Raw genomic sequence first — 16,503 nt, forward strand, 5'->3', positions numbered from 1 at the left:
ACAAAGCGTGCGTTTCCCGCTATAATCCTTTTTATTGTCATAATTCATCTGCTTTGCCTTTTAACACGGCAACAAGGACCGCCTGTGGCTCTCTACTATTACGTTAATAAACAATCGGGATATAACGACAACCATGTGGTGCATGCCGCAGGCTGCCCTCATCTTCCCGACATGGATAACCGACTGTTTCTGGGCAGTTTTTACCATGTGAACGCCGCCATTCTGCAGGCAAAAAAATATTATGCGGGTGCCATCGGCTGCGAAAACTGCTGTCCGCTTAATAACAGCGATCCGCAGGCCAGTCAGCTCAGCGTGGCCCTGAAACATACACCGCCACCGCGCTAATCCACCCCGGCAGGCCCTGGATGAAAACCGTTACCGCTGCGACTTAAGCATTTCAGCGGACTGCCATTTACCTGGTTCGGCTTAGGGCTGTGTACATGCCTGAGCCGGGCGTTGATCAGACAGACCGTCTGTTTGACGGGCATGAAACGCTGACAGCGCTGGCTGTCAGGGCTGCATGCTGCACCTTCTCATCTTTGACGGTTTAATAAGAACACCCTGCTGAACAGGGTGCCTGCACGTTGTCGCGGTTGATAACGTCAGGCTATCGCTCTGCAGGGAAGTGATAATAAAAAATCAGCATTAAAAGGCATTTATAAGGTTTCGCTTCCCGCTTTATTCACTACAATGGTCTGTAATTTGTGACGCAGGTCACTTTCGCTGGATGTGTCTGCCACATCCGATTTCGCTGTGCTGACTGATTTGACGCCTCATGCAACCAACAACTGTTTCACGTAAAACTGCCTGGCTACGCGTGGTATTGCTGGCCATCGCCGCATTTGTATTTAATACCACCGAATTCGTGCCGGTTGGCCTGTTATCCGATATCGCCGCTGACTTTTCAATGCAGACGGCTGATGTGGGGATCATGCTGACCATCTACGCCTGGGTGGTCGCGCTCCTTTCACTGCCGCTGATGCTGCTGACCCGCAATATTGAGCGACGACTGCTGCTGGGCGTGCTGTTCCTGATTTTTATTGTCAGCCACGTCCTTTCAACCGTCGCCTGGGATTTCCGGTCGCTGATGGTGTCGCGCGTCGGCATCGCCCTGTCTCACGCGGTGTTCTGGTCGATCACCGCCTCGCTGGCGATTCGTGTTGCCCCGGCGGGCAAGAAAACCCAGGCGCTGAGTATGCTGGCAACCGGTACGGCACTGGCGATGGTGCTGGGCGTGCCAATTGGCCGCGTAGTGGGTCAGTATCTTGGCTGGCGCACCACCTTCGGCGCTATTGGTCTTTCAGCACTGGTGCTGATGATTATGCTGGTGCGCATTTTGCCGCGCCTGCCGAGTGAGCATACTGGTTCACTGAGCAGTGTGCCGATGCTGTTCCGCCGTCCGGCGCTGGTCAGCATGTATCTGCTGGTGACGCTGGTGGTGACCGCGCATTACACCGCCTACAGCTATATTGAGCCATTTATGCAGAACGTCGCGCACTCCAGCGGCAATTTCACGACGCTGCTGCTGCTGCTGTTTGGTTCAGCGGGCATTGTCGGCAGTCTGCTCTTCAGCACGCTGGGGAATAAGTTTCCTTCCGCGCTGCTGATTGCTGCCATTGCGTTGATCACCCTCTGCATGGGACTGCTGATCTTTGCCGCCGTCCGCCCCGCGGCTATCTCAACGCTGTGCGTTGTCTGGGGAGTGGCGATGATGATGATCGGGCTGGCTATGCAGGTGCGGGTGCTTTCGCTGGCTCCGGATGCCACCGATGTGGCGATGTCGCTGATGTCCGGTATCTACAATATTGGCATTGGCGCGGGCGCGCTGCTGGGTAATCAGGTCAGTCTGCATCTGGGCATGGCTGAAGTCGGCAATGTCGGCGGGATGATTGGTCTGGTGGCGTTGCTATGGTGTGTTTATATTTTCCGGCGCTATCCGCAGTTACGCAGCAACGGATAGAGAGAAGTACCGTTTAACGCCTGCAAAAAAGGCTTCAGATAAGCTGGTTTATCTGAAGCCTGTTGATGAGGGTCTGTCGCGCTTGTTACTTATAAAGAACGGCTGTGCCATGCAGGTTGTTGCTGCCAGAGGTCGAAGTGATGCGGAAAGACTTTGCTCCGACATCGCTGGCCTTCTCTGACAGTTGCTGCTCCAGCGAGGTCAGATTCGTACTGCCCGTTGCGCTGATGACACCGATTTTTTGCTGATCTAACGGCGTACTGCTGACCTGCTGAGCCGCCAGGCTGGCAAAGGAGAGGCCACTCAGTACCGCCGCTGTCACTATCATATTGATACGTTTCATAACGAACCCCTTCTCAGATTATCTGATGCACGCCCCATTACTGGTAGATGACAGCCGTGCATGCAATTTGTTCTGACCGCTGGTTGACGTAATACGGAACGATTTCGCACCGGCTTCGTCCGCTTTGGCACTCAGTTGCGCTTCTACGGAAGTCAGGTTGGTTCCCCCCAGTACGGAGATGGTGCCCACGGGCTGTTGATTTGCCGGTTCACTGGTGACGAGTTCAGCTGCAGATGCGCCAAAAGCCAGGGTAGTCAGTGCCAGTGCTGCCAGGGTGGTTTTAATGGTTTTCATAATTTTCTCGCTTAAGTATTTAAATCTGGTTGGTCTGAATCAGGTTGTCGCTATTTAATTAACGACCGTTAAATAAATGATAGACCCCGTTCCTGTTCGTCGTCAATATTTATTTAATGAGCGTTATTTTATTAGCGAAGTGGCGGGAATATGGGCTTCAGCCCCCTTTCCGACTTAACCATAGGGGCGGTAAAGATGCGCAGGCGCACAAAATGGCAATGCCTGGCGGGGTCATTTCCACCGGGCCTTGCACATTTTTATAATGATCGGTAATTTATTAGGGTGTTTGACTGTCAGCGAGGGTGTATGAGTCAGGTTCAGGATTGTGATGTAAAAAAATGCCGTGGCCGACCCAAAGTGTTTGATCGCGAAGCCGCGCTCGATAAAGCTCTGACCCTGTTCTGGACACACGGTTACGAGGGAACCTCTCTGGCCGATCTGGTGGCCGCAACCGGCGCAAAAGCACCAACCCTGTACGCAGAGTTTGTGAATAAAGAGGGGCTGTTTCGCGCAGCCATGGAGCGCTATGTAGAGAAGTTCAGCGCGTGGCGTGAAGCGGCATTAGGCGACGATCAGCGACCGGTTGATCAGGCTATTGAAGCCTATTTCCGCGCTACTGCAGCCTGTTTTACCGAACGCGATTCCCCCGGTGGATGCTTCTTTATCTGCACCTCAACGGCCCTGTCGGCGGCTTCGGCTGAGATTGCAGCCATGCTGCAACAGCAGCATCAGTCGCAGGAGCACGTGCTGAGTGATTTTCTGCTGGCGCGTCAGCAGCGTGGTGAACTGAGTGCGTCCGTGAATATACCGGCGCTTTCACGTTATCTGGGCTGTATGCTTCAGGGTATGTCGGTGCGGGCGCGTGAAGGCGCAGAGCGTGACGATCTTGAAAGTATTATTGATACATTGATGGCGATGTGGCCAACGCTGACTGGTTTATGTCAGGTCAAAGGATAGTGATGCAGGGCGGCTGTGCCGCCCTGCATTTTTTAGCTCAGAAAAAACACGGGTTTTAACGGCTGACTGATGGGACTGTTATCCGCATTCGACGGCATCAGATCCTTCATTGATGCCCACCAGCGCTGACACACCTCTGTTTTCGCCACTGCTTCCCAGCGCGCTTCAGATTCAATCTCAACGCTTGCGAACAGCAGATTCCGCTCTGCATCCAGCCAGATGGCATAATGGTGTGCGCCGTGTTCTTTCAGCGTCTCTGCCAGTTCAGGCCAGATCGGCGAGTGACGACGCTCATATTCCTCATGGCAGTCGGCATTCACCTGCATCACAAAGGCTTTACGCAGCATTTGCCGGTCCCACATCCAGTGCCGGTTGCCACGGCTTCACGCCGAAACGCTCACCCAGCGCGACCAGCTGCTCGGTAGTGATGCTCTGACGAATCCCCCCCATCGACAGCACTTTGACGATCACTTCTGACGATTTCTCTGCCGTATCAATCAGACCAAAGGTTTCATCCAGTGTCGGGCCAGTCCCGAAGACACCATGGAATGGCCACATCACCAGAGTATGTGACTGCATCTGCCCGGCAGTCGCCGTACCAATTTCATCGGTGCCCGGCACCATCCATGGCAGCACACCCACACCATCCGGGAAGACCACCAGACATTCGGTACTGCCTTCCCACAGCAAACGGGTAAAACGTGCAGAGTCCATCTCAACCACGTAGCTCAGGGCCATAAAGTTGGTCGCGTGACAGTGCATAATCACCCGATCTGCGCCATTGCTGACGGTTTTACGTACCGCATGAGACTGAAAGTGTGAAGCCAGCTCAGAGGTCGGCAAACCGCCATTCGACAGGCCCCAGTGAATTTTATAGGACAATCCCTTGTCGTCGACCTGCAGCAGCGCCAGACAATCCGCTGGATCAAGCTGAACGTTGCGCATGAATTTTCCTGAACCGGTCACCAGAAACCAGTCGTTTGCCAGCGCAGGCGCAGGTTGGGTCAGCTCAATGCAGCGAGGCTCCTGGCAGAAATCGGCGGCAAAGGGTTTAACCTCCTCTTCCAGCAGACGGAGGCTGACGTTGCCGCCGTTACGTTCGTCCCAGCCCTTCAGCCACATATCGCTGGTCGCTTTGACCATTCCCTTAACAAACCCGGAAGAAAGAATGCTTTGCATAGTAAATCCTTAACGTTGGCTCAAGATCTGTTGTTCATAATGACGGACATCGCCTAACCAGCTGGCATCAGCCGGGACGTCATGGCGCAGGCACCAGGCTTCCCAGACCGCCTGCCACGGCAGTGATTTTTGCTCTTCCAGCAGGGTAAGTCGCGCGGTGTAATCGCCGCTGTTTTCGGCCTGGCGTAAGCGGTCGGTTGGCTCCAGCAAGGCACGCAGCAGCGCTTTTTTGGTATTCCGGGTGCCGATAACCCAGGCGGCAATCCGGTTAATGGAGGCGTCGAAGAAGTCGAGGCCAATATGCACTTTGTCGAACAGCTGATGACGGACGATTTCACTGGCGATAGCCTGCGTTTCATCATCCAGCAGCACAACATGATCGCTGTCCCAGCGTACCGGACGGCTGACGTGCAGCAGCAGACGCGGCACATAAAGCATGGCGGCGGAAATTTTGTCTGAGATGACTTCCGTAGGATGAAAATGCCCTGCATCCAGGCAGAGCGCCGTCTGGCGGCTGGCGGCATAACCCAGGTAAAACTCATTTGACCCGACGGTGTAGCTCTCTGCGCCAATGCCAAACAACTTGCTCTCAACGGCATCGATATGATGCTGCGGATTCAGTTTTTCTGAGATGATCTCATCCAGCGCACTCATCAGGCGCTGACGCGGGGCCAGCCGATCCACGGTGATATCTTTCATACCGTCCGGCACCCAGATATTCATCACTGACGGTGTGCCAAGCTGCTCACCAAACGAGGCGGAGATGCGGCGACTGGCTTTGCAGTGATCGATCCAGAACTGACGCACAGTGTCATCATTGTGCGACAGTGTAAAACCATCAGCGCTCAGCGGATGCGAGAAGCAGCTCGGGTTAAAATCAAGGCCCAGCTTGTTCTCTTTGGCCCAGGCAACCCAGTTGGCGAAATGGGCTGGCTCAATGGCATCCCGGTCTACCGGCTTGTCGCTTTCAAGGTAGATTGCGTGCAGGTTCAGCCGTTTTGCGCCGGGGATCAGCGACATTGCCTTGTCGATATCACTGCGTAGTTCACCGGCATTCCGTGCCCGCCCCGGATAGTTGCCGGTGGCCTGAATGCCGCCGGTCAGTGCGCCCTGCGGGTTTTCAAATCCCCGGACATCATCCCCCTGCCAGCAGTGCATGGAGACCGGAATGCGGTCCAGCTGGCGGATAGCCTCTTCAACATCAACCCCGTTGTCAGCGTAGCGTTGTTTAGCCAGTTCAAAAGCCTGTTCAATCTGCTTAGTCATAAGCGGGTTCCTTAGCGGGTTGACTCAGCGTCGCGAAGCGTGCCTGACTGGCACCGAAGACGCTGTGTGTTTGCGGTTCGAATTTTTCGAGTGGGAAGTTGTTGATGACGCTGCAGCGGAAATCAGCCACATCCGTCAGTTCGCCCAATGCAATCAGCTGGCAACCGACGTTACCCAGCGTGGAGGCTTCAATCGGGCCTGCCAGCACCGGGATCTGGCAGGCGTCGGCGCAGAGCTGATTAAGAAAACGGTTCTGGCTGCCCCCTCCCACCACGTGTAACTGGCTGAAAGGCTTGCCGCGTAACCGGGCCAGTTCCTGGAGCACTTCACGGTAGAGCAGCGCCAGGCTGTCAAATATGCAGCGAGCCAGAGCCGCCGCAGATTGCGGCACTGGCATCCCCTGCCCGGCACAGGCGTTCTGAATCTCATTGACCATGCTGTCGGGATTGATGAAACGCGCATCATTAGGGTTGATCAGTGAAACACAGGCGGGCTGCTGTGCTGTCTCTTCAATCAGCAGGCTGAGATCGTCAATCTGCAGTTCGCCGCAGATACGCTGCAACAGCCATAACCCCATGATATTTTTCAGTACCCGATAACCTTCAGCGCCGCCTTCGTTGGTGATGTTGGCCCGCAGTGCGTTATCGCAGGCGAAGGGCTGCAGGCTTTCAAAGCCCATCAGCGACCAGGTTCCTGAGCTGAGATAGGCAGCGTTGTCGAGCATCAGCGGCGTCGCCAGAACGGCGCTGGCGGTGTCGTGGGTGGCGACGGCAATCACCGGAACCGCGTGGCCCGCGCGATTAATCCAGTGGCCCACGGTATTGCCGGGTGCCTGCGGATGACCAAACCACTGCGGGTCAACACCGGCCCAGGCAAGCAAATCACGATCCCACTCACCGCTGTGAATATTGAGCATTTGGGTCGTGGTCGCGTTGGTGTATTCCCAGTTGAGATTTCCGGTCAGGCGATAATGCAGATAGTCCGGTATCATCAGCGCATGCGCCACGCGGGCCTGCCAGTCGGGCTGCTGCTGATGCAAGGCGCGCATCTGATAGAGTGTGTTGAACGGCAGAAACTGAATGCCGGTTCGGGCGTAGATGGCACTGCGGCTCAGCTCGTGTTGCGCCTGCTCCATCAGGCCGTGTGTGCGCGCATCGCGATAGCTGACCGCCTCACCCACCTGCTCACCCTCTGCATCCAGCAGCACCATATCCACACCCCAGGTGTCGATGCCGATGCTGTCAGGGACAATCTCGTCTTCATCTAACTGAGCCAGCCCGGCGCGTATTTCCTGCTCCAGCATCGCCAGATCCCAGCAGTCATAACCGGCACGACGCTGGCGCTTATTTGTAAAGCGCCGGACCTCACGCAATGCCAGCTGGCGCTGCGCGGCATCCCAGCTTGCGAGCATGACCCGTCCGCTGGACGCGCCGAGATCGATAGCAACAATGTTTCTCCTGGTCATGGCGACTTTTCCCTATGATTAAGTGGTCACAGAGTAAAAAATCTTGTCCGGTCGTCACCTTCCCGAGAATGCCAACAGGCGCAGGTGGCTGGCAGATGGGCAAAGAACTTCGTGAGGGAGATCACAGAGATGAGTGCAAAGGCGATGTGACCCCTGCCGCAAATCTGTTAACTGCCAGGGATTTCTTGAAAAATCAGCATGATTCCTGCTGAGTTCAGCTGAAAATTCAAGGTAAGGTAACAGCGTCCTGATTAGACTGCGTTACGATTTTGTTATGCAGCGAGAGACGATCATGACCATATTGCACAGTGCAGATTTTTTTCCCGAAGGCGATTACGCGATAGCGATTGAACCCCGCATACCGCAGGCCGCTTTCCCGGAACATCATCATGATTTCCATGAAATTGTACTGGTGGAACAGGGCTCCGGCATTCATGTGTTTAATGGCCAGCCGCAAACGCTGTGTGCAGGGTGTGTCTGCTTTGTGCGCGATCACGATCGTCATCTCTATGAGCAGACCGAGAACCTCTGCCTGACCAATGTGCTTTATCGCAGTCCCGGCGCGTTCCGCTTTCTCTCCGGGCTGCAGGCTCTTTTGCCTTGCGATCGGGACGGGCAATATACCTCTCACTGGCGTATCAACCACAAGGTGATGGCACAGGCGCTGAGTGTGGCAGCGAAGATGCAGCAGGATGATGCCTGGACGCTCGGGAAACAGGCGTACCAGGAACAGCTCTTTTTACAGTTGCTGGTGCTGTTGCGTGAAGCGTGTGTTGACGGACAGAGTCAGGATCAGGAGGCACGGCTGCATCGCCTGCTCGACTGGCTGGGTGAGCATTACAGTGATGAAATTGTCTGGGATGAACTGGCTGATCGCTTCTCCCTGTCGCTGCGCACTCTGCATCGGCAAATGAAACAGCAAACCGGCAGTACGCCGCAGCGCTATCTGAACCGTTTACGGCTGCTACAGGCTCGTCATCTGCTGCGTCACAGTGATATGCGAATTACCGATATCGCCTTCCAGTGTGGGTTTGGTGACAGTAACCATTTCTCAACCCTGTTCAGGCGCGAATTTGGCTGCGCACCGCGAGCGGAGCGCCAGCAGATGTTGTAAAGGAGCAAAATATGGCGTTGATACTCAGTCGGGATGACTATTTTCCCGCCGCCAGTTTACCGGTGGCGGTTGCCGAAAGGATGCCCCAACCCTCTTTTCCGCCTCATCAACACGAGTTCAGTGAAATCGTGATTGTCTGGCGCGGTAACGGCCTGCATGTCCTCAACGATCGTCCCTGGCTGATAACCTGCGGCGACGTTTTCTATATCCGCGACAGTGACTGCCACAGCTTTGATAATGTCAATAATCTGGTGCTGGATAATATCCTCTACTGCCGTGACCGCTTTGGTCTTAGCCTGGACTGGAGTCAGCTGCTGCCACAACAGGGGCCAGATTCGCCCGGTTGCTGGCGTCTGACTACGCGGGGCATGTCACTGGCCCGTGGCGTTATCAGCCAGCTGGAGCGTGAAAGCCGCAAAAGCGATCCGCTGTCAGTCCAGCTCTCTGAAGCACTGTTTCTGCAGCTGGCATTGATTCTGCGCCGCCATGGCTACGCCGCCGATCGCCCCTGGGCGTTGCCGGAGGGCGAGCAGCTCGACCTGCTGATGTCAGCCTTGCAGGGCGCGATTGCCCGCCCCTTTGATCTCGCGGCGTTTTGTCAGCATAACCAGCTCAGCGAACGGGCACTGAGGCAGCTGTTCCGTCAGCAGACCGGGATGACCATCGGTCATTACCTGCGTCAGTTGCAGCTCTGTCAGGCAAAATATCTGCTGCGCACCCGGGATTGTCTGATCAGTGAGGTCGCCGCCCGCTGCGGGTTTGATGACAGTAACTATTTTTCGGTGGTATTCACCCGTGATACCGGTTTAACCCCCAGCGCCTGGCGTCAGCGATTTATCGCACCACGGCAGACATTGAAAAGTGCTGAATCTGAATAATCCGGGTCAGCAGTGAGCGCTGAAGCAAACCCTTCCGGCGTGATTTTTTCTGTAAAAAATTCAGCCGTAAAAATTCAGCCGTGAAAAATACAGCCGTAATAAATCAGCCAGAAAGTCCGGGGAACACGTTAAGAAGAAAGCGGCCAGCGCCAAGGTAAATGTCTGGAGCATTTTGAACTATGCACACGCCGCCAGCGGACGCCCCTCATGAGGGGCGTAGCCGCGTGGGTCAGGCATGCACTGAAGAGCAGTGTTACGATTCAACAATCTGACCAGCACGATGTAACTGCCTTTCTTCTGCTTTAACGGGCCTGCAAAGCAGACCCCTTCTCTATTCAGACAGCCTTTGCGTAAGAATCAGGCCGCCATACCAAGACCGACAATGTTAGCGGCAATGATAATCACCACGCAGCCAATCGATAGCACGCTGACCGGGCGACGCCCCGCTGACTTCCACTCTTTCATCAGCAGGCCCACCAGCCCCCCACACAGGACGTAAAGGCTCATGTGCAGCATCCAGCTGACATAGTCATACTGCGCCGGAATTCTGGCGTGTCCCCAGGCGTAAAAGAAGAACTGCAGATACCACATGGTGCCACCGAGCACCGCAAAAGCCGTATTCGCGATTAGCAGCGGTTTTGCGACGGAGAGGTCTTTACGCAGCGACAGCTCTGGCCGGGTGGCCAGCCGCCAGAAACAGAAGGCCAGATTGACCAGTGCGCCGCCACCCATGATGATGACGTAACTGGGTAAGGCTACATAGAGCGGATCGATACCAAGGCTGGCTGCGGCCTGATGCATCGGTTTCGCCGCATCCATCGCAAAGGACATACCGGCAGAGAAGATGCCGCACATCACCGCCAGTACCAGTCCTTTTTTGAGATTGAACTCCTCGGCATTTATCCCCAGCGCCCGCTCCTTTAATAACCCGGCGCGTGTCACAATCCCTACGCCAATCAGCGCCACCAGCACGCCCAGCAGGGTTAAACGGCCCCCTGCCGAAGCGAACAGCTCGCCAAAACGCCCCTGCAAAAGCGGCGTCATCAGTGTTCCAACCACCAGAGTAATGCCAATCGCGATACCGATTCCCATCGACATGCCGAGATAGCGCATGGTCAGCCCGTAGTTAATATTGCCAATGCCCCACATCGCGCCGAACAGAAACACCGGCGTCAGTTGCGTCAGCGTAAAACTGCTGTAATAGGCCATAAAGTCAGGCAGTAAAATGGCACTGACCGCCCACGGCAGGATCAGCCACGACATCAGGCCACCAATCGACCACATGGTTTCCCATGACCATCTTTTTACCTGTTTAAACGGCGCGTAAAAACAGGCGGCGCTGGCAGCGCCGACAAAATGCCAGAAGATACCTGCAATAATGGCACTGTTCATTGTTATTCCCCGGTTAGGTTGAGTCCTGTCGGAAACCGTTAAGCTTCCGTTCAGCAGGCAGTCTACGTTTTGCAGGAATTCCTCAGCCTTTGGATAAATGCCGGAAGCCGTAACGGAGTGGCAATATTTACCCTTTATTAACGTTGGGGATCACAATTTCACAGTTGTGAGATAATTGGACAACCATTCAGGTAAGTGACTTATTATTGGGCTTTTTTTACCGTTTTGCTGTGTGGCGCAGCCCACTTTTGAGCTGACTGCCATTTAAGCTGGTATGGTGGCAAGAAAATAAAGAAGCCTTCATTACGCCGGACAAGGTCGTATAAACTGGATCAAATTGATTGGGATCAGGGATTGAGATGACAACGAAGTGGTTAACGCTGTTTCTTTCGCAGTCAGTCAGCCAGGTGATGCTGGATGATCTCCGGGCAATATTGCCTGCAGATGCGATAAAGGTGTTTATAAATGGTCTGGATGAAACGCACTATGCCACCATCGAGTGTGTACAGGCTGAGCAACATTGCGCCCTGATTGCCTCAGCGATCGTGGTCTGGCGCCAGCTCGGTCATGTGCATCACATACTTTATAAAAAAGGCGAAGTGTTACGTGAGGAGAACGATGCCACGCAGTTTCAGCTCTTTACGTTGCTGAAAACCCACCGCGCAGTCCTCCGGATCTCATGATAAGATCGCGCTTTTGAAATAGCTGTTTACAGCAGGTTGAATATGAGAATAGGCATTCTGTTTCCAATCGCCATCATCGTGGCGGGCGTGGGTTTTCTGGCATGGTTTATCGGCAGCGGCCTGGCCATGCCAGGCTCCTGATGGTCAGCGCAGCTGACTGTCTTTACTGCCCCGACGGTTATATAAGCTGCTGGTCTGCTGCTGCTTATCAATTTTTTCCTGACACGCCACGCAGTAATGCACCCCTTTAAGTGCCTGACGGCGCGCTTCCGGAATCGGTTCGCCGCACAGCTCGCATTCGGTGGCGCTTTCGCCCTGCCCGAGCGATTGTCTTACCCGCTCAATCCCGTCGTTAACGGTGCTATCAATCTGTTCCTGAACAGCGCCTTCTGACGCCCATCCATTTGCCATGATTTAACCCCTTTTTCACGACTTCACTCCTTTAAATCTACAACAGATTGACGTTTTTGCCGCAGAACTCACCGATATCTGTGATTGGCTGCCAGCCGATCCCGGCAACTGGCAATCAGGAAAAGGTCACGCCTGGCGTTCTGCTTCACCCTGCCATCACATTACTGCAACGTATCGATAGCGGAGAGTTAAGCGAATGACAACACATCATCAACATTACATTAATGGCGAGTTTGTCGCCCATCAGGGTGACCAGTGGATTGACGTCATCAATCCGGCCACTGAAGCGTTGCTGTCACGCATTCCCCAGGGCAGTCGTGAAGAGGCAAACCTTGCCATCAGTGCCGCAGAAGCCGCTCAGCCAGCGTGGGAAGCGCTGCCCGCGGTCGAGCGCGGCATCTGGCTGCACAAAATCGCCGACGCTATCCGCCAGCGCGAACCGGAGCTGACGGCAACCATTGTGGCGGAGGGTGGAAAAACCCAGGGACTCGCGAAGACAGAAGTGCTGTTCACTGCCGACTACCTCGATTACATGGCAGAGTGGGCACGGCGTTATGAAGGCGAGATCATCAACAGCGACCGGCCTGACGAAAACATCTTCCTGTTTAAAAAAGCGATTGGCGTGACCACCGGAATTTTACCGTGGAACTTCCCCTTTTTCCTGATTGCCCGCAAAGCGGCACCAGCCCTGATCACCGGCAACACGATCGTGATTAAACCCAGCGAGCTGACGCCGAACAATGCGGCACTGTTTGCCGGTATCATTCAGACGCTGGGCCTGCCCGCTGGCGTGATCAACGTTGTCTATGGCCTGGGGCCGGAAGTGGGACAGGCACTGGCGGCAAACCCGAAGGTCGGGCTGGTGAGTCTGACCGGCAGCGTTGGCGCAGGTATCGCCACCATGGAAGCCGCAGCGAAGAATGTAACGAAAGTGTCGCTGGAACTGGGCGGCAAAGCCCCCGCCATCGTGATGGCAGATGCTGACCTGGATCTGGCGGTGCGATCCATTATCAGCTCACGCATGATTAACAGTGGTCAGGTGTGTAACTGCGTGGAACGCGTCTATGTGCAGGAAGGCATTTACGATCGTTTTATCAGCGCACTCTCTGCCGCGTTTCAACAGGTGACCTTTGGCGATCCCGCCGAACGCAGTGACATCGATATGGGACCGCTGATCAATGCCGCCGCACGGGACCGGGTCGAGCAGAAAGTGGCTGATGCCGTTGCCGCAGGTGCAAAAGTGCTGCTGGGCGGCAAGCGTGCCGGAGAGAGAGGTTTCTTCTTCCAGCCCACGCTGCTGACAGATGTGCGTCAGGAGATGGCGATCATGCAGGAGGAGATTTTTGGCCCGGTGCTGCCGGTGATGACGTTTAAAACGCTGGATGAGGCCATCGCGCTGGCTAACGACTGCGAGTACGGGCTGACCTCTTCAATTTATACGCAGAATCTCAACACCACCCTGATTGCGCTGCGAAAGCTGAAGTTCGGCGAAACCTATGTTAACCGCGAAAACTTCGAGGCGATGCAGGGTTTTCATGCCGGATGGCGTAAATCAGGCGTTGGCGGTGCCGATGGTAAACATGGTCTGGAGGAGTATCTGCAGACCCATGTTGCTTATGTGCAGTTCAGTTAACTAAAAACGGGCCGGTTTACCGGCCCGGTGTAATGATTGACGCAGTCAGGTTCGTTTCATGGTGAGATCGGGCCTGCACAGAAAGCCGGGGCACATCGGAAAGCTTCAAAATCTGCCCTTCATGCCATGCCCGTCCCGCGTCGTCCCTGACGCGGGATACTTTTCTCATCAGCTACCGTGTCAGGCCACCCGCTTACTGCAACGCAGCAGCGCGATGCCACTCAGCACCGCTACCGCCATCAGGTAATAGCCTGGTGCCAGACTGCTGCCCGTGGCCGTAATCAGCATGCTGCAAATCAGCGGCGCAAACCCGCCAAATACGGTCACGGCCACGTTGTAACTGATCGCCATGCCGCTGGCGCGCGTGGTTGCCGGGAAGAGATCCGCCATCACCGACGGCACCGTGGAAAAGTAGATCGACTTCAGCAGCGCCATCCAGGCCACCAGCAGGATCAGCGTGGTGGGCGTCGTGTGATCAACCATCCATTTGAAAGCAGGATAGATGGTGACCACCAGCAACAGCAGCGATCCCCACATCAGCGGCAACCGGCCAATCCGCTCGGCCCACAATCCCATGATGGGCGTCACGACCGTCAGGATCATCCCCGCCACCAGCGTGGCGGTAAAAGCAACCGACCCCGGCAGATGCAGCGTTTTGGTGGCATAGGTCGGGATGTAGTTGAGCATGTAGTTGACCGCAGTCGAAATCACCATCACGCCAATCGCCAGAATGATCAGTGCTTTCTGCCGTCCGAACAGGGATTTAAGCGGTGCGGCTTCTTTCTCCTGCGACGCAAAGCTGGCAGGTTCCTGCACATGACGGCGAATGTAGATCCCCAGCGGGCCAATCAGCAGACCGAAAGCAAACGGGATGCGCCAGCCCCACGCCAGAATCTCACTTTCGCTCAGCCAGTGGGTCAGCCCCAGTCCGAACGCTGATGCCATTAGCGTACTGGCCCCCTGGGTGGCGAACTGCCAGCTGGCGATAAAGGCTTTACGCTCGGGAAAATGTTCCACCAGAAAGGCGGTCGAACTGCCAAATTCACCGCCGGCAGAGAAGCCCTGAATCAGACGCGCCAGGATGATCAACAGCGGTGCCGCCAGACCGATCGTGGCGTAACCCGGCATAAAAGTAATGATCGCCCCGCCCAGCATCATGAGATTAATCGACAGCAGCAGCCCCTTTTTGCGGCCATGACGATCGGCATAGTTGCCCAGCACAATGGCACCCAGGGGGCGGATCAGAAAGGAGATGCCGAAGCTGCCGAAAGTCAGCAGCAGCGACACCGAGGGATCGCTGACCGGAAAGAAGACGTGCGCGATGTAGCTGGCGAAAAAACCATAAACCGCGATGTCGAACCACTCCAGGGCATTACCGATGCAGGTCGCGAACAGCGTTTTGTGCAGGCTCGGTTTTACCTGCGCGGTGAATTGCGTGATGCTGCTCATTGTTCACCTCTCCGCCACTGATGGTGGCGCGTCATCAGCTGTTCCCCCTCTTCACCCAGTTGCCAGAACAGCCGGGTCATGATCGCCAGCCCCTCACGGGCAATCGAAGTGAGCAGGTGTTCGTTAACGCCGTGCTGACCACAGGCGGGATAGGAATGGGGCACCCATAACGTCGGCAGGCCCAGAATATCGGCGAACACCTCATTGGGCAGTGAACCACCAAGATTAGGCAACAGCGCTGGTTTTTACCGCTGCTGCGCGCCAGCGTATCCAGCGCCCACGCCACCAGCGGATCCTGCGGATCGAGCCGCGTTGCCGTTGAGCCGCGCAAAAATTCCACACTGACGTTATCGAAGCCGTGCTGACGCAGATGACTTTCGACATGCTGCACCAGATTTTCCCAGTCGGTGCCGACCACAAAACGTAGCTGGCATACCGCAGTAGCGCTGCCAGGGATGGCATTCATCGGCTGCGCCGGATTACCGGTTTCGAACGCCAGCACCTCCAGCGTGTTCCAGCCGTAGAGCCGCTCGGCAGGCGTCAGACCTGGCTCGCCCCAGCCTTCAGCCAGTGCCGGATCGCCCGGCATGCCGCCGACCTCAATGTCACTGAGGATGCCGCGTACGGCGTCGGTCAGCGAGTCCGGTTTCAGCGCAGCGACCTGCAATACACCCTGCGCATTCACCAGGCAGGCGATCGCACTGGCAAGCTGGGTGCCGGGATTACTGAGCAGCCCGCCCCAGTTACCGGAGTGGTAAGCGTTGTCACGCGCCCGTATCGTCAGACGAAAGTTAGCGGCACCGCGTGAACCCAGAAACAGTGTCGGCCGCAGCGCGTTGAGTCGCGGGCCATCAGAGGCGATGAAAAGATCGGCCTGCAACAGCGCCTGTTGCTGCTGGCAGATTGCCGCCAGGCCCGGCGAACTGATCTCTTCGCCCATTTCAAACAGGATTTTGCAGTTGAAGCCCAGCGCACCCCCGCGTGCCTGCCACACCTGCTCGAGCGCCGCAAGATTGATGCAGTGCTGGCCTTTGTTGTCCGCGCTGCCGCGGCCATACAGGCAGTCATCTTCCGCCGTGAGTTGCCACGGCGATAACCCTTCGCGCCAGTTTTCATCGTCACCTGACACCACATCCCCGTGGCCGTAGCAGAGCAGCGTCGGTTTTCGTGGATCTTCTATGCGGGTGGCAATCAGAAACGGTGGGCTGCCAGGCTGGGGATTTTCAAACGGATGGAGCGTAAACCCCATCGCCGCCAGCTGCGGGCCTATTTCCTGCTCAAGATAGTGATGCAGCGCAGCCTGCTGGCTGGCGTGCTGGCTTTCGGTCACGCAGGCGACACGCCGTGCCAGCAGTTGCTGAAACTCACCGCTGTCAATGTAGTGCATTGCCTGGTCAACTGCCTGTTGTTCTGTCATGTTTGCCCTGTCTGTTATTTTTATCGTGCTTTATCTTTGACAAACTTCCCCCTTTGCCACAA

General features: G+C 55.7%; 16 protein-coding genes and 2 pseudogenes. 8 read left to right on the forward strand and 10 right to left on the reverse strand.

Annotated features, from left to right (window positions below; translation table 11 throughout):
* The first annotated feature begins 84 nt into the window (after positions 1–84).
* Both N5J69_RS01435 and N5J69_RS01440 read left to right on the forward strand, forming a co-directional pair.
* A complete protein-coding gene (locus tag N5J69_RS01435; RefSeq protein WP_279767620.1) occupies positions 85–345 on the forward strand; it encodes a hypothetical protein in 261 nt (86 codons plus the stop codon).
* A gap of 430 nt (positions 346–775) precedes the next feature.
* Positions 776–1,960, forward strand: a complete 1,185-nt coding sequence (locus tag N5J69_RS01440; RefSeq protein WP_279767621.1) for a sugar transporter — start codon at positions 776–778, stop codon at positions 1,958–1,960.
* An 85-nt stretch (positions 1,961–2,045) separates the two neighbouring features.
* Here the strand turns inward: N5J69_RS01440 and N5J69_RS01445 are convergent, their stop codons facing one another.
* Positions 2,046–2,303 (reverse strand): YdgH/BhsA/McbA-like domain containing protein, encoded by a 258-nt coding sequence (locus tag N5J69_RS01445; protein ID WP_279767622.1) that lies wholly within the window; start codon positions 2,301–2,303, stop codon positions 2,046–2,048.
* 37 nt (positions 2,304–2,340) lie between these two features.
* Positions 2,341–2,597 (reverse strand): annotated as a pseudogene (locus N5J69_RS01450) (DUF1471 domain-containing protein).
* 306 nt (positions 2,598–2,903) lie between these two features.
* On the opposite strand from N5J69_RS01450, the gene N5J69_RS01455 reads away from it, so the two are divergent.
* A complete protein-coding gene (locus N5J69_RS01455; protein ID WP_279767623.1) occupies positions 2,904–3,554 on the forward strand; it encodes a TetR/AcrR family transcriptional regulator in 651 nt (216 codons plus the stop codon).
* 32 nt (positions 3,555–3,586) lie between these two features.
* On the opposite strand, the gene rhaM is transcribed toward N5J69_RS01455, so the two are convergent.
* Genes rhaM through rhaB form a run of 4 tightly spaced genes read right to left on the reverse strand, consistent with a single transcriptional unit; the run spans position 3,587 to position 7,464 of the window.
* Positions 3,587–3,901: an L-rhamnose mutarotase gene (gene rhaM / locus N5J69_RS01460; protein ID WP_279767624.1), complete on the reverse strand. Its 315-nt coding sequence runs from the start codon at positions 3,899–3,901 to the stop codon at positions 3,587–3,589.
* Positions 3,891–4,733 (reverse strand): rhamnulose-1-phosphate aldolase, encoded by an 843-nt coding sequence (gene rhaD, locus N5J69_RS01465; protein WP_279767625.1) that lies wholly within the window; start codon positions 4,731–4,733, stop codon positions 3,891–3,893. Before rhaD ends, rhaM begins: the two co-directional genes overlap by 11 nt.
* A 9-nt stretch (positions 4,734–4,742) precedes the next feature.
* Entirely contained in the window at positions 4,743–5,999 is a 1,257-nt protein-coding gene (locus tag N5J69_RS01470) for an L-rhamnose isomerase (RefSeq protein WP_279767626.1), read from the reverse strand.
* Positions 5,992–7,464: a rhamnulokinase gene (gene rhaB, locus N5J69_RS01475; protein ID WP_279767627.1), complete on the reverse strand. Its 1,473-nt coding sequence runs from the start codon at positions 7,462–7,464 to the stop codon at positions 5,992–5,994. Before rhaB ends, N5J69_RS01470 begins: the two co-directional genes overlap by 8 nt.
* A gap of 292 nt (positions 7,465–7,756) precedes the next feature.
* Between rhaB and rhaS the strand changes: the two genes are divergently transcribed.
* A complete protein-coding gene (rhaS, locus tag N5J69_RS01480) occupies positions 7,757–8,578 on the forward strand; it encodes an HTH-type transcriptional activator RhaS (RefSeq protein ID WP_279767628.1) in 822 nt (273 codons plus the stop codon).
* 11 nt (positions 8,579–8,589) lie between these two features.
* The gene (rhaR, locus tag N5J69_RS01485; RefSeq protein WP_279767629.1) at positions 8,590–9,456 is read left to right on the forward strand and encodes an HTH-type transcriptional activator RhaR; all 867 of its coding nucleotides are present in this window, start codon (positions 8,590–8,592) and stop codon (positions 9,454–9,456) included.
* A 357-nt stretch (positions 9,457–9,813) separates the two neighbouring features.
* Here rhaR and rhaT read toward each other — a convergent pair whose 3' ends face one another.
* The gene (gene rhaT, locus N5J69_RS01490; protein ID WP_279767630.1) at positions 9,814–10,848 is read right to left on the reverse strand and encodes an L-rhamnose/proton symporter RhaT; all 1,035 of its coding nucleotides are present in this window, start codon (positions 10,846–10,848) and stop codon (positions 9,814–9,816) included.
* 359 nt (positions 10,849–11,207) lie between these two features.
* On the opposite strand from rhaT, the gene N5J69_RS01495 reads away from it, so the two are divergent.
* Positions 11,208–11,531, forward strand: a complete 324-nt coding sequence (locus N5J69_RS01495) for a hypothetical protein (RefSeq protein ID WP_279767631.1) — start codon at positions 11,208–11,210, stop codon at positions 11,529–11,531.
* Between the two features lie 42 nt (positions 11,532–11,573).
* Entirely contained in the window at positions 11,574–11,672 is a 99-nt protein-coding gene (locus tag N5J69_RS01500) for a YoaK family small membrane protein (RefSeq protein ID WP_008925225.1), read from the forward strand.
* Positions 11,673–11,675: 3 nt separating this feature from the next.
* Here the strand turns inward: N5J69_RS01500 and N5J69_RS01505 are convergent, their stop codons facing one another.
* Entirely contained in the window at positions 11,676–11,942 is a 267-nt protein-coding gene (locus N5J69_RS01505) for a DksA/TraR family C4-type zinc finger protein (RefSeq protein WP_279767632.1), read from the reverse strand.
* Between the two features lie 196 nt (positions 11,943–12,138).
* Between N5J69_RS01505 and aldA the strand changes: the two genes are divergently transcribed.
* Positions 12,139–13,575, forward strand: a complete 1,437-nt coding sequence (gene aldA / locus N5J69_RS01510) for an aldehyde dehydrogenase (RefSeq protein ID WP_279767633.1) — start codon at positions 12,139–12,141, stop codon at positions 13,573–13,575.
* Positions 13,576–13,755: 180 nt separating this feature from the next.
* Here the strand turns inward: aldA and N5J69_RS01515 are convergent, their stop codons facing one another.
* Both N5J69_RS01515 and N5J69_RS01520 read right to left on the reverse strand, forming a co-directional pair.
* Positions 13,756–15,024 (reverse strand): MFS transporter, encoded by a 1,269-nt coding sequence (locus N5J69_RS01515; protein ID WP_279767634.1) that lies wholly within the window; start codon positions 15,022–15,024, stop codon positions 13,756–13,758.
* Positions 15,021–16,441, reverse strand: a pseudogene (locus N5J69_RS01520) (M20 family metallopeptidase). Before N5J69_RS01520 ends, N5J69_RS01515 begins: the two are co-directional and overlap by 4 nt.
* Between the last annotated feature and the right edge of the window lie 62 nt (positions 16,442–16,503).

The sequence above is a fragment of the Pantoea sp. GD03673 genome (genome assembly GCF_029844725.1).
Classification (GTDB): domain Bacteria; phylum Pseudomonadota; class Gammaproteobacteria; order Enterobacterales; family Enterobacteriaceae; genus Pantoea.

Bases quoted from the DNA above. Each gene is read 5' to 3' on its own strand.
- N5J69_RS01440 (WP_279767621.1), top strand. From the start codon at position 776: ATGCAACCAACAACTGTTTCACGTAAAACTGCCTGGCTACGCGTGGTA.
- N5J69_RS01445 (WP_279767622.1), bottom strand. From the start codon at position 2,303: ATGAAACGTATCAATATGATAGTGACAGCGGCGGTACTGAGTGGCCTC.
- N5J69_RS01455 (WP_279767623.1), top strand. From the start codon at position 2,904: ATGAGTCAGGTTCAGGATTGTGATGTAAAAAAATGCCGTGGCCGACCC.
- rhaM (WP_279767624.1), bottom strand. From the start codon at position 3,901: ATGCTGCGTAAAGCCTTTGTGATGCAGGTGAATGCCGACTGCCATGAG.
- rhaD (WP_279767625.1), bottom strand. From the start codon at position 4,733: ATGCAAAGCATTCTTTCTTCCGGGTTTGTTAAGGGAATGGTCAAAGCG.
- N5J69_RS01470 (WP_279767626.1), bottom strand. From the start codon at position 5,999: ATGACTAAGCAGATTGAACAGGCTTTTGAACTGGCTAAACAACGCTAC.
- rhaB (WP_279767627.1), bottom strand. From the start codon at position 7,464: ATGACCAGGAGAAACATTGTTGCTATCGATCTCGGCGCGTCCAGCGGA.
- rhaS (WP_279767628.1), top strand. From the start codon at position 7,757: ATGACCATATTGCACAGTGCAGATTTTTTTCCCGAAGGCGATTACGCG.
- rhaR (WP_279767629.1), top strand. From the start codon at position 8,590: ATGGCGTTGATACTCAGTCGGGATGACTATTTTCCCGCCGCCAGTTTA.
- rhaT (WP_279767630.1), bottom strand. From the start codon at position 10,848: ATGAACAGTGCCATTATTGCAGGTATCTTCTGGCATTTTGTCGGCGCT.
- N5J69_RS01495 (WP_279767631.1), top strand. From the start codon at position 11,208: ATGACAACGAAGTGGTTAACGCTGTTTCTTTCGCAGTCAGTCAGCCAG.
- N5J69_RS01500 (WP_008925225.1), top strand. From the start codon at position 11,574: ATGAGAATAGGCATTCTGTTTCCAATCGCCATCATCGTGGCGGGCGTG.
- N5J69_RS01505 (WP_279767632.1), bottom strand. From the start codon at position 11,942: ATGGCAAATGGATGGGCGTCAGAAGGCGCTGTTCAGGAACAGATTGAT.
- aldA (WP_279767633.1), top strand. From the start codon at position 12,139: ATGACAACACATCATCAACATTACATTAATGGCGAGTTTGTCGCCCAT.
- N5J69_RS01515 (WP_279767634.1), bottom strand. From the start codon at position 15,024: ATGAGCAGCATCACGCAATTCACCGCGCAGGTAAAACCGAGCCTGCAC.